A 12006-nucleotide genomic window follows, 5' to 3' on the forward strand; every position below is an offset into this window, starting at 1 on the left:
GTAGGAACAAGACCACGCGGCAGAGAGCGCGCACGGCCGGGGAAGAGAAGGAAGCGCATGAACGAAGAAAAATCGAAGATGCTCAAGCTGACCACCGATCAGATCGAGACGAAGTTCGGCAAGGGCTCCATCATGAAGTTCGGCGAGGGAGGGCTCGACCTCAACGTCGGCGTCATCCCGACGGGGGCGCTGCCGCTCGACGCGGCGCTCGGCATCGGCGGCGTGCCCCGCGGGCGCATCGTGGAGATCTACGGCCCCGAGTCGAGCGGCAAGACGACGCTCGCGTTGCAGATCCTCGCCGAGGCGCAGGCCATGGGCGGCATCGTGGCCTTCATCGACGCGGAGCACGCGCTCGATCCTGTCTACGCCGCGCGCCTGGGGGTGGACATCGACGAAGTGCTCATCTCGCAGCCCGATACCGGCGAGCAGGCGCTCGAGATCTGCGACATGCTCGTGCGAAGCGGCGCCATCGACGCCGTGGTCGTCGACTCGGTGGCCGCGCTCGTGCCGCGCGCCGAGATCGAGGGCGAGATCGGCGACACCACGGTGGGCCTGCAGGCGCGCCTCATGTCCCAGGCGCTGCGCAAGCTGGCCGGCTCGCTTTCCAAGTCGAACACCACCTGCATCTTCATCAACCAGCTGCGCGAGAAGATCGGCGTCATGTTCGGCAATCCCGAGACCACGACGGGCGGCCGCGCGCTCAAGTTCTTCTCGAGCGTGCGCATCGACATCCGCCGCATCGACTCCATCAAGAAGGACGGCGAGATCGTGGGCAACCGCGTGCGCGCCAAGGTGGTGAAGAACAAGGTGGCCCCGCCGTTCCGCCAGGCCGAGTTCGACCTCATGTACGGCGAGGGCATCTCGCGCGAGGGCTGCATCGTGGACATGGCCGTCGAGTGCGGCGTGGCCAAGAAGTCGGGCGCATGGTACACCTACGGCGAGGAGCGCCTGGGCCAGGGCCGCGAGGCTGCCAAGCAGACGCTCAAGGAGAATCCCGATCTGCGCGACGTGCTGGAGACGAAGGTGCGCGAATCGTTCGATATCCCCATCATCACGCGCTCGACCGAGGAGGCCGACGCGCTGAGCCCGGTCGCGAAGCCGACGAAGAAGAAATAGCATGCCTCCCAGCTCAGAGGAGGTGAGGGCCGCCCTCCGCGCCCGCATCGACGCGATCGAGGGCGGCCCGGCCCCGCATGCGGCCGCGCCGCAGAAGGCGCGTGAGGAGGCCGAGGCGGCAGACGGGCCGGCCGAGGCCGAACGCGCTTTCCGCAAGATCGAGAGGCTCGCCTCCGCGCGCGAGCAGGCGAGCGCCGCGCTGAGGCGGCGCCTTGCGCGGGACGGGTTCTCGCCGGAGGCCGTGGAGGAGTCGCTTGCGCGCGCCCTTTCCTGCGGGCTCGTGGACGATATGCGCTACGCCGACGTGCTCGTGCGCAGCCGGCTCGCGCAAGGCCGCGGCCGGCAGGGCATCGCGGCGGAGCTCGCAGACCTCGGCATCGACCCCGACGGGGTGGAGGCCCTCGCCGAGTCTGACGAGGGTGCCGAGCGCGAGGTGGAGCGCGCCCTCGATCTGCTCGAGCGCAGGCCCCCGCGCGCCAAGAACGCCCGCGACGCCGCCTACCGCCGCCTCGTGCAGAAGGGCTACGGCGCCTCCGCCGCCTCCACGGCCGCCCGCCTCTGGAGCGAGGCGCGCGAAGAGGAGCGCTGAGGCGGACGAATGAAGCGAAGCCCCCGGCAAGGGCGCCGGAACCGCGTCTTCGCCGGGGGCTTCGGCCCCTTTGGGATGCCGGCAAGCGGCAGGCTACCCCCGACTAGGAGGTACGCCAATGGTGACATGGGAAAGCTTGTTCGCGTTTTGCCTGGTGATCATCGCTCTACTCGATCTAGTCATGCGTAGGAAAGAGTAGAGCCGCCCCGATGTAAGGACGGCCCTCGATCACATACTCAAAATATGTGAGGTAGCCGCCCGTTGCCGCGGGCGACCGCTTGTCGGCATCCTACCACAGGTTGGAACGCCGTGGCAAGGGGCTGCGAGATGCATTTCCGCCTTCCGCAGCTCCGCAGCTCCTTGCCGACCGTTTGTCGGCCGTGCTCGCAACCGGCACCGCCACACCCCGCCGCCGTGTCCTGGGTTTTCAGAATATTTCTTGTCAGGGCTTTTACAAATCAACCACAAGCCTTATCATGTGATATAGCTTGAGTGATGCGTACCTGATGAGGGTACTTCTTATAGAAAAGTTCATACGATGCCACCCGTATCGCGTGCGTTCGCTCATGCCCGGCTTTGTCCGGGATTTTTCATGCACACAACCTTTACGAGCTGTACTGACACTGATCGAACACGAAACGAAAGGGGGATCGCATGCCCGAGATCATCTGGCTGCTCATCGGAGCGGTCGTCGGCATCGCCCTCGGCTTCGTCGGCAGCAGGTACCTGGTCAACGCGTCCACGAAACGAGCGGCGCAAGAGGCCGAGACTGTGGTGTCCGACGCGAAACGCCAGGCCGAGACGCTGCGCCGCGAGGCCGTCATCGAAGCGAAGGACGAGGCCCTGCGCCTCAAGCAGGAGGCCCAGGCCGAGAACAAGGAGCGCATGCGCGAGGTCCGCTCGGCCGAGAGCCGCCTGTCCCAGCGCGAGGAGCTGCTCGACCGCCGCGTCGAGTCGCTCGACGCGCGCGAGCATCAAATGTCATCCACGCAGGGCCAGCTCGACCGCCGCGAGCGCGATCTGAACGCGGCCGAGCAGGAGGTCAGCCGGCGCCTCGAGCGCGTGGCCGGCATGACGCCGGAGGAGGCCAAGGCGGAGCTGCTCGACACGCTCAAGGACGAGGTCGTGCACGAGTCCGCGGCCATCATCCGCGACGCCGAGGCCCGCACCAAGGCCGAGGCCGACAAGAAGGCTCGCTCCATCCTGAGCCTCGCCATCCAGCGCGTTGCGGCCGACCACTCGGCCGAGACCACCGTGTCCGCCATCCACATCCCCTCGGATGACCTCAAGGGCCGCATCATCGGCCGCGAGGGGCGCAATATCCGCTCGTTCGAGCAGCTCACCGGCACGAACCTCATCATCGACGACACGCCGGAGTGCGTGACCATCTCGTGCTTCGACCCCGTTCGCCGCGAGATCGGCCGCGTGACCATGGAGAACCTCGTCGCCGACGGGCGCATCCATCCGGCGCGCATCGAGGAGATGTTCGGCAAGGCCGAGGCTCTCGTGAACCAGCGTGTGCAGGAGGCCGGCGAGCAGGCCGCCTTCGACACGGGCATCCACGATCTGCACCCCGAGCTCGTGCGCACGCTCGGACGTCTGCGCTACCGCACCTCGTACGGCCAAAACGTGCTCAACCACTCGCTCGAGGTGGCCTACCTCTCGGGCGTCATGGCCTCTGAGCTGGGGCTCGACCCCATCCCGGCCAAGCGCGCGGGCCTTCTGCACGACCTGGGCAAGGCCGTCGACCACGAGGTGGAGGGCAGTCACGCCGTCATCGGCGCCGACTTGGCGCGCCGCTTCGGCGAGAAGCCCGACATCGTGCACGCCATCGAGGCGCACCACAACGACGTGGAGCCCTCCAGCGTGCTCGCCGTGCTCGTGCAGGCCGCCGACGCCGTGTCCGCCGCGCGCCCCGGTGCCCGCAAGGAGACCCTCGACGCCTACGTCAAGCGCCTCGAGAAGCTCGAGGAGATCGCGAACTCCTACAAGGGCGTCGAGCGCACCTACGCCATCCAGGCGGGTCGCGAGGTGCGCGTGATGGTGGAGCCCGAGGCGGTCGACGAAGCCGCCACCACCGTGCTCGCGCACGACATCGCGCAGCGTATCGAGAACGAGATGCAGTACCCCGGCCAGGTGAAGGTCGTGGTCATCCGTGAGAGCCGCGCGGTCGGCATCGCGAAGTAGGACGGCGCGCCCACCGTGGCCGACGAAGCGCTCGAGAGCTTCATAGAGAACGTCTGCGGGATGAGCCATCTCCGGGTCGAAGCCGACCTCGGGGATGGCTTCGTCCGTTTGAGGAGCGCCGAGGCCGAGCGGCGCCAGGCCGCCCACGACATCCGCTCCACCGAGGACGTCGTCATCGAGATGCTGCGCAACGCGCGCGATGCGAACGCGAAGAGCGTCTTCGTGGCGGCCACGCGAGAGGAGCGGCGGCGGCGCATCGTGATGGTCGACGACGGCGACGGCGTGCCGCCCGCCATGCATGAGCGCGTCTTCGAGCCCCGCGTCACATCCAAGCTCGACACCATGCACATGGACAAGTGGGGCGTGCACGGGCGCGGCATGGCGCTCTATTCCATCGCGGTGAACGCCGCGTCGGCGCGCATTGCCGCATCGGATGCCGGGATGGGCGCCGCGTTCGTGGTGGAGACGGACCTCGATCGCCTCGGCGAGAAGACCGACCAGTCGACGTTCCCCACGTTCGAGCGCACGGAGTCCGGAAGCGTCGCCGTGCGCGGCCCGAAGAACATCCTGCGCACCGCCTGCGAGTTCGCGCTCGAGAGCCGGCGCGCGTGCACGGTCTACCTGGGATCGGCCACGGATATCGCCGCTACGCTCTACGCGTTCGGCCTCTCGTCGCTCACCTCCGCCGTGCGTGCGTTCTGCACGGACTCCTCCGAGCTTCCCGTCTGCAAGCGCCTCGCGACGGCGGCCGATCCCGCCATGCTCGCGGAGGAGGCGGCCAAGCTGGGCCTTCTCCTGTCCGAGCGCTCGGCGCGGCGCATCATGGACGGCGGCATCGAGCCGCTCGAGCCGCTCCTCGCGCGCGTGCGCATCGCAGGGGAGGACGGCGCCCCGCACCCGGGCGCGACGAAGGCGGCGCATCCCGCGCTACGTCCGGCGGGGGCCGATGCGCGCGGCCTGAGGGTGGATCCGGCCGACCTCGAGGCGTTCTCCGAGCGCGTGGCCGAGGCGTTCGGCGAGCTCGCCCGCGCCTACTACCTCGAGCCCGGCGCAGTGCCCGATGTCCGTGTGGGCAAAGACGGAATCCGCGTGTTCATCCCCGTGGAGAAGCTGCGCTGAAACTCCTTGTCGGAGCGCATACGGGCAGGTTGCGCGCGCAGGGCTGAATAGGTAGAATAACAGATGCAAATTTGATGTTGATCGCCGAGCATATTGCATGAGCCAAACGCACGCGTAACGGACCAAACGAAAAAGGATATGCATGTCCACTACTGATAACAAGCCGGACATCGGCTGCTTGAAGGTATCGTCGAAGTCGTCGCCCGCCTCCGTCGCCGGCGCCATCGCCGGCATGGTGAAGGACGGCGTGTGCGTCGAGATCCAGGCCGTGGGCGCCGGCGCGGTCAACCAGGCGGTGAAGGCCATCGCCATCTCGCGCGGCTTCCTGTCTCCCGTCGGCATCGAGATCGCGTGCGTCCCCTCGTTCGCCGACATCGTCATCGACGGAGAGTACCGCACCGCCATCCGCTTCACCGTCGAGCCCCGCTATCTGCGCGGAACCGTTCCGGCCGCATCGGGCGGAGCCCAGCCGGGCAGCCCCGCCGCACGTTAGACCGCGCCCATGCAGACCCCCTTCATGAACCTTACGTTCTGCATCCGCACGTTCGGATGCCAGATGAACAAGCACGACTCCGAGCGCATCGCCGGCATGCTGGAAGGCATGGGCGCGCTGCAGGTCGAGTCGATCGAGGACGCCGATATCGTCGCGTTCATGACCTGCTGCGTGCGCGAAGCCGCCGACACGCGCCTGTACGGCCAGGTGGCATCCCTCAAGAACGTGCCCCTGCGCGCGGGCTCGCCGCTCTCGAAGCGCGTCGTCGCCGTCGGCGGCTGCATCGGCCAGCGCGACGGGGAGAAGCTCGTCGACGCGCTGCCGCATCTCGACGTCGTGTTCGGCACGCACAACCTCGGCGCGCTGCCCCGGCTGCTCGAGGCCGCCATCGAGGAGGGCGGCCATCAGGTGGAGGTGCTCGATGCCGCCTCGTCGTTTCCCACCGAGCTGCCCACCGCGCGCGAGCACGACTGGGCGGCATGGCTGCCCATCACCATCGGGTGCAACAACTTCTGTTCCTACTGCATCGTGCCCTACGTGCGCGGACGCGAGAAGTCCCGTCCGCTCGAGGACATCGTCGCGGAGGCCGAGCGCTACGTGGCCGCCGGTGTGAAGGAGATCACGCTTCTGGGGCAGAACGTGAACTCCTACGGGCGCGATCTGTACGGAAGCCCGCGCTTCGCGGCCGTGCTCGATGCGCTCGACGCCACCGGCATCGAGCGGCTGCGCTTCGCCACGAGCCACCCGAAGGACCTCACCGACGAGGTCATCGGCAAGTTCGCCACGCTGCGCTCGCTCATGCCGGCGCTGCACCTGCCCGTGCAGTCGGGCTCCGACGCGGTGCTCGCCGCCATGAACCGCCGCTACACGCGCGCGCACTACTTGGGTTTGGTGCGGAAGCTCCGCGAGGCGCTGCCGGAGATCGCGCTTTCGACCGATATCATCGTCGGGTTCCCCGGCGAGACGGCGAAGGACTTCGAGGACACGTACCGTTTGGTGGACGAGGTGGGCTACCATCAGGTGTTCACGTTCATCTACTCCAAGCGCGAGGGCACGCCGGCCGCCTCGATCGAGGACGCGACGCCGCGCGAGGTCGTGCAGCAGCGCTTCGACCGCCTCGTCGACCTCGTGCAGGAGCGCGCTTTCGAGGCGAACCAGGCCGATCTCGGCGCGGCGGTCGACGTGCTCGTGGAGGGCGCGTCCAAGCGCGACGCGGGGCTGCTCGCGGGCAAGAGCCCGAAGAACCAGACCGTGCATGCGCCCGCGCCCGCCGGGGCAAGCGCCCAGGACCTCGCCGGAAGCATCGTCAAGGTGCGCGTCGACGAGGCGAAGACCTGGTACCTCGCCGGCGAGGTCGTGGATGGCCGCTGATACCACGGCCCCTGAGTTCTCGCTTGTCGCGCCCGTCGTATGCGTCGTCGGGCCGACGGCGTCCGGCAAGTCCGACGTGGCGGCGCGCCTCGCGCGCGAGCTCGGGGGCGAGGTGGTGAGCGCCGACTCGATGCAGATCTACCGCGGCATGGACATCGGCACGGGCAAGCTCCCGCCCGCCGAGCGCCTCGTGCCCCATCACGGCCTGGACCTCGTCGATCCGGGAGAGCCGTTCTCCGCGGCGCTGTTCCAAGAGTACGCGCGCGGGCGTTTCCGCGATATCGACGCGCGGGGGCGGCGTTGCGTGCTGTGCGGCGGGACGGGGTTCTACGTGCGCGCCGCCATCGACGGCTACGACTTTCCCGCGGGCGAGCAGGTGGGCAACCCTGTGCGCGAGCGGTGCATGCGCATTGCCGAGGAGCAGGGAGCCGAGGCGCTCTGGCACCTCCTCGAGCGCCGCGACCCGGCGAGCGCGGCCATCATCCCTCCGGCCGACGTCAAGCGCGTCGCGCGTGCCTTCGAGCTTTTGGAGGACGGCGCGACCTATGCCGAGCAGCGCGCCAAGCTCTCGGCGATTCCCCAGGTGGTGCCCGCCGTCTTCCTCGGGCTTTCGGTCGATCCCGACATGCTGCGCGCCCGCATCGACGCGCGCGTCGATGCGATGATGGAGGCGGGGCTGGCAGACGAGGTGCGCGGGCTGCTCGCGCGCGGGTTCCGCGAGGGCATCACGGCGCCGCAGGCCATCGGGTACAAGGAGATCGCGGCCGCGCTCGACGGCGAGACGACCCTCGATGAGGCCGTGCAGCGCATCAAGACGGCGACGCATCGCTACGCGAAGCGGCAGCGCACGTGGTTTCGCAAGGACGCGCGCATCCGCTGGATCGATGCCGACGCGGGCGATGCCGACGCGCTCGTCGTGGAGGCCCTCGCCCTGCTCGAGCGCTCGGACGCCTGAGGCAGGCGGGTCGGACGGCATCCGTTTCCCTGCGGTTTTCGGCGCGGCCGTCCTCTATGCTATGATGATGGCGCGCCGTTGAGCGCGGCCCTCCGTCGAGCGAAGGAGCATCCATGCAGCCGAGGTGATCGTTTCTCGTACCGTCTTGATCCGTCTCTGGGAAAGGATTGCCCCATGTCAGAATTAGAATCCGTCATCATGCGCGGGATGGTTCCCGTCTCCGAGCAGCGCCGCGAGAAGGCGGTGCTCGTGGGCGTCGACCGCCCGGGCTCGACCTGGCCGCTCGCCTCGTCGCTCGCCGAGCTGGAGCGGCTCGTCGACACCGCCGGCGCCGACGTCGTGGCCGCGACGTCGCAGAAGCTCGATTCCCCGAATCCCAAAACGTTCGTCGGCACCGGCAAGGCCGAGGAGGTGGCGGAGCTCGCGCGTGCCCACGGGGCCGACCTCGTGGTGTTCGACGACGAGCTCACGCCCTCCCAGCAGGCCAACCTGGAGAAGGCCGTCGGCAAGGACGTCAAGGTCATCGACCGCACGGCGCTCATCCTGGACATCTTCGCCCTGCACGCCACCAGCAAGGAGGGCCGTCTGCAGGTGCGCCTCGCGCAGAACGAGTACCTGCTGCCGCGATTGCGCGGCATGTGGGCCCACCTGGCCTCCAACCGCATGGGCGGCGGCGTGGGGTCGCGCTTCGGCGAGGGCGAGAGCCAGCTGGAGGTCGACCGCCGCATGGTGCGCAAGCGCATCACGTCCATCAAGCGCGAACTCAAGCATCTGGCCGAGGTGCGGGCGGTTCAGCGCGAGAGCCGCTACGAGAGCGGCATGTTCAAGGTGGCGCTGGCCGGCTATACGAATGCAGGCAAGTCGAGCCTGCTCAACCGTCTGACGAACGCCGACGTGCTCGCCTACGACAAGCTGTTCGCCACGCTCGACTCCACCACGCGCAAGTTCGTGCTGCCCGAGGGACGCGAGATCACCATAACCGACACGGTGGGATTCATCCAGAAGCTGCCGACCACGCTCGTGGAGGCGTTCAAATCAACGCTCGACGAGATAACGGGCGCCGACCTGGTGCTTCACGTGGTGGATGCCTCGTCGGAGGAGTACGCTTCGCAGATAGCCGCCGTCGAGGACGTGCTCGGCCAGATCCATGCGCAGGACCTCGGGCGCGTGCTCGTGTTCAACAAGTGCGACCTGCTCGACGACGAGGCGCTTGCAGCCCTCAAAGCGCGCCATTCCCAGGCGCAGTTCGTGTCGGCGGCGACGGGGGAGGGCACTGCCGAGCTGATCGACCACATCGCCCGCGTCGCCTCGGCCCACGACGAGCATCTCGACGTGCTCGTGCCCTACAGCCGCGGCGACCTCGTGTCGGTGGCTCATGAGCGCTGCCATATCCTGTCGGAAACGCACGAAGAGGGCGGCACGCGCATCGTCATGCTGGCAGCGCCTTCCTATGCCGGATCGTTCAGGCCCTTCGCGGTGGAAAGAGGCTGAGCGCCCGCGTCCGACGCTCCTGACGACGCCCCCTCGACGACGGCTCTCCCGTGTCGAGGGGGCGTCGGGCATTTACAGGCGGCGGAAGACCGCGACCACCTTGCCCGCGATGGCGCAGTCGGTGGTGATGATGGGCTCCATCGTGGAGTTCTCGGGCTGCAGGCGGATATGGTCGGGCTCCTTGTAGAAGCGCTTGACCGTGGCACCGTCGTCGACGATGGCCACCACGATGTCGCCGTTGTTCGCCACCGGCTGCTCCTTCACCACGACGTAGTCTCCGTCGTTGATGCCGGCTTCGATCATGCTCTCGCCGCGCACCGACAAGAGGAAGGAGGGCGAGTCGCCCACGATGTCGGTGGGGAGCGAGATCGTGTCGGTGATGTTCTCCTCGGCGAGAATGGGCGAGCCGGCCGCCACGTTGCCCACCAGCGGCACGTTCACGATCTTGCTGAAGCACGGCTGCACGATGTTCGTGGCGAGCGCCGCGTCCTCGAGCGGATAGGTGAGCGCGATGGAGCGCGACTTGAGGGGATCGCGCTTGATGAGGCCCTTCTCCTCGAGCGCCTTGAGGTGCACGTGGACGGTGGAGGGGGAGGAGAGGCCCAAGGTCTGGCACACCTCGCGCACGGTGGGGCCGTAGCCCTTCTCGCGGATGCAATCCTCGATGCAGCTGAGAACCGCTTGCTGACGCTTCGTCACTTTCTCGGACATTTCTCGTCCTTTCCTTCAACCGAACAAATGTTTTAAAACTTGTTGACATGAACCTTTGTTCGGACTATTATATATGCGAACATAGGTTCTACGCAAGAGCAAGGAGCAAGAAAGATGAAGAATTTCGCGATGCGCTATCCAGTGAACGGCACCTCCGCGCTGCAGCCGAAGCTTTCTCATCCGTCTTCCAGCCGGGGGACCATCATCAAGTTCCCGGCACAAGCCGCTCCCTGCGCGGCCCATGGCTCCCTCGGCGCTCAGCGTTGCGGCGCGCGCGATAGGATCCTCGGCTCGGAACTGGTCCGCAGCCTACGTTACGGCACTGCGAAAGGCCGCTCCTACGACCGCATCGCGCCATGGCAGGCGGTTGTCGCCGGCATCGTGTTCGCGGCGGTCGCGCTCCTGGCCGTGCTCGGCGTCTGAAGGCCGGCGGGAGGGTTTTTTGCGCGATTCTCTTTCGTCAATTGAGCCACAATATATAGTGTGCTAGGCTGATCGGAAAGCGATCTAAGGAGCCTGAATGCGCTGTCCTTCCTGCGGCAACCCCGAATCGAAAGTGGTCGATTCGCGACCTTCCGAAGACGGCACGGCCATACGCCGCCGCCGCGAATGCCTCGACTGCGGAAGGCGTTTCACTACCTACGAGCGGCTGGGGGAGAACCCGCTCATCGTCATCAAGACGGACGGTTCCTCGGAGGCCTACGATAGACAGAAGCTCATGCGGGGCCTGCTGATCGCGTGCGCCAAGCGCCCGATCGCGCCCGAGCAGATCGCGGCCCTCATCGACAGCATCGAGGCCGAGCTGCGCAACGCGTCGAAGACCGAGATCGGCTCGAAGGAGCTCGGCGACATGGCGCTCGTGCGCCTCGCGAAGCTCGACGACGTCGCGTACGTGCGCTTCGCGAGCGTGTACAAGGACTTCCAGAACGTCGAGGAGTTCTCCGCCGCGTTGGAGGAGCTGCGCTGATGGCCGTCCTCCGCGTGCCCCTGCAAAGGCTCGATCCCGATCTTCCCGCGCCCGCCTACGCCTATGCAGGCGATGCCGGCGTCGATCTGCGCTCCACCTGCGACGTGCTGCTCCAGCCCTTCGAGCGAAAGCTCGTGCCCTGCGGCATCGCGCTCGCCATCCCGCGCGGATACGCCGGGTTCGTGCTGCCTCGCAGCGGCCTCGCCATCAAGCACGGCGTGTCCCTCGTGAACGCGCCCGGGCTCATCGACAGCGACTACCGCGGCGAGGTGGGGGTCGTCCTCGTGAACCTCGATGCGCACGAGCCGTTCGCCGTGAAGCGGGGGGATCGCATCGCGCAGCTCGTCGTGCTCCAGGTCCCGGCGGTCGAGTTCGATCCGAGCGAGGAGCTGCCCGAGACCGAGCGCGGCGCGGGCGGCTTCGGCAGCAGCGGCGTGAGGATGTAAGGAGCGTTAGAGTAACTCTAACGTGAAAACCGTCGAAGAGAACGGTTGCTTAGAGTTACTCTAAGCAACAACCGGGGAAGGCGACGATGGCCGACGAGGAGCGAAGCGGTTTCGAGGAGCATGGCGATGCGAGCGTCCTGCCGTGCTTCGGCATCGCCGAGGTCGCCGACCAGACGGGCATCTCGGCCTTCACGATCCGCTACTACGACAAATGCGGTTTCTTCCCGAACCTGGCGCGCGACCACCGCGGGATCCGCACGTTCTCGAAAGCCGACATCGCCCAGCTTTACTTCGTCGATGCGCTCCGCAAAAGCGGATTGTCCATCGAGGGCATTCAGTACTACGTGAAGCTTCAGAGGCGCGGCGCGCGCTCGGTCGACGAGCGGCGCGATATCGTACTCGCGCAGGAGACGGTGCTCGAGTACCAGTTGGCCGAGCTTCAGGAGTGCCTCGGCCGTCTTCGCGCGGCGGGTGTGGAATTGTCTGCGGATCGACCCGGCGGCCGGCCCGCAATGCTATAGTACCCGTTTGAGCGAAGAGAAAACGCCGATTTCCATGACC

At 67.3% G+C, this 12006-nt stretch carries 13 protein-coding genes; 12 read left to right on the forward strand and 1 reads right to left on the reverse strand.

All coding sequences use genetic code 11. The annotated features are described in order from the left end of the window. Nucleotides 1-57: 57 nt before the first annotated feature. The 8 genes from recA to hflX all read left to right on the forward strand — a co-directional run bounded on the left by recA (nt 58) and on the right by hflX (nt 9321). Nucleotides 58-1116, forward strand: coding sequence for a recombinase RecA (gene recA / locus FX134_RS02300; protein WP_080797354.1), 1059 nt, complete (start codon nt 58-60; stop codon nt 1114-1116). A gap of 1 nt (nt 1117) precedes the next feature. Then, nucleotides 1118-1705, forward strand: a complete 588-nt coding sequence (locus tag FX134_RS02305; RefSeq protein WP_080797355.1) for a regulatory protein RecX — start codon at nt 1118-1120, stop codon at nt 1703-1705. 654 nt (nt 1706-2359) lie between these two features. Beyond that, the gene (rny, locus tag FX134_RS02310) at nt 2360-3892 is read left to right on the forward strand and encodes a ribonuclease Y (protein WP_080797356.1); all 1533 of its coding nucleotides are present in this window, start codon (nt 2360-2362) and stop codon (nt 3890-3892) included. Between the two features lie 15 nt (nt 3893-3907). Further along, nucleotides 3908-5011 (forward strand): ATP-binding protein, encoded by a 1104-nt coding sequence (locus FX134_RS02315; RefSeq protein ID WP_080797357.1) that lies wholly within the window; start codon nt 3908-3910, stop codon nt 5009-5011. 142 nt (nt 5012-5153) lie between these two features. Continuing rightward, the gene (locus FX134_RS02320) at nt 5154-5504 is read left to right on the forward strand and encodes a stage V sporulation protein S (RefSeq protein WP_080797358.1); all 351 of its coding nucleotides are present in this window, start codon (nt 5154-5156) and stop codon (nt 5502-5504) included. A 9-nt stretch (nt 5505-5513) separates the two neighbouring features. Beyond that, nucleotides 5514-6875 (forward strand): tRNA (N6-isopentenyl adenosine(37)-C2)-methylthiotransferase MiaB, encoded by a 1362-nt coding sequence (gene miaB, locus FX134_RS02325; RefSeq protein ID WP_080797359.1) that lies wholly within the window; start codon nt 5514-5516, stop codon nt 6873-6875. Then, complete coding sequence (gene miaA, locus FX134_RS02330; protein ID WP_080797360.1) at nt 6865-7830, forward strand: tRNA (adenosine(37)-N6)-dimethylallyltransferase MiaA; 966 nt, start codon at nt 6865-6867, stop codon at nt 7828-7830. Before miaB ends, miaA begins: the two co-directional genes overlap by 11 nt. A 174-nt stretch (nt 7831-8004) precedes the next feature. Next, nucleotides 8005-9321: a GTPase HflX gene (hflX, locus tag FX134_RS02335; protein WP_080797361.1), complete on the forward strand. Its 1317-nt coding sequence runs from the start codon at nt 8005-8007 to the stop codon at nt 9319-9321. A gap of 72 nt (nt 9322-9393) precedes the next feature. On the opposite strand, the gene lexA is transcribed toward hflX, so the two are convergent. Further along, the gene (gene lexA / locus FX134_RS02340; RefSeq protein ID WP_080797362.1) at nt 9394-10032 is read right to left on the reverse strand and encodes a transcriptional repressor LexA; all 639 of its coding nucleotides are present in this window, start codon (nt 10030-10032) and stop codon (nt 9394-9396) included. Nucleotides 10033-10146: 114 nt separating this feature from the next. On the opposite strand from lexA, the gene FX134_RS02345 reads away from it, so the two are divergent. The 4 genes from FX134_RS02345 (at nt 10147) to FX134_RS02360 (ending at nt 11966) form a co-directional block, all read left to right on the forward strand. Further along, on the forward strand, nt 10147-10455 hold the full coding sequence (locus FX134_RS02345) for a hypothetical protein (protein ID WP_080797363.1): 309 nt from the start codon (nt 10147-10149) through the stop codon (nt 10453-10455). 97 nt (nt 10456-10552) lie between these two features. Then, nucleotides 10553-10999 (forward strand): transcriptional regulator NrdR, encoded by a 447-nt coding sequence (gene nrdR / locus FX134_RS02350; RefSeq protein WP_080797364.1) that lies wholly within the window; start codon nt 10553-10555, stop codon nt 10997-10999. Next, nucleotides 10999-11445 (forward strand): dUTP diphosphatase, encoded by a 447-nt coding sequence (dut, locus tag FX134_RS02355; protein WP_172623346.1) that lies wholly within the window; start codon nt 10999-11001, stop codon nt 11443-11445. The genes nrdR and dut overlap by 1 nt, the downstream gene beginning before the upstream one ends. Before the next feature lie 86 nt (nt 11446-11531). Continuing rightward, complete coding sequence (locus FX134_RS02360; protein WP_080797365.1) at nt 11532-11966, forward strand: MerR family transcriptional regulator; 435 nt, start codon at nt 11532-11534, stop codon at nt 11964-11966. Nucleotides 11967-12006 lie beyond the last annotated feature (40 nt).

The organism is Arabiibacter massiliensis, assembly GCF_902386925.1.
Classification (GTDB): domain Bacteria; phylum Actinomycetota; class Coriobacteriia; order Coriobacteriales; family Eggerthellaceae; genus Arabiibacter; species Arabiibacter massiliensis.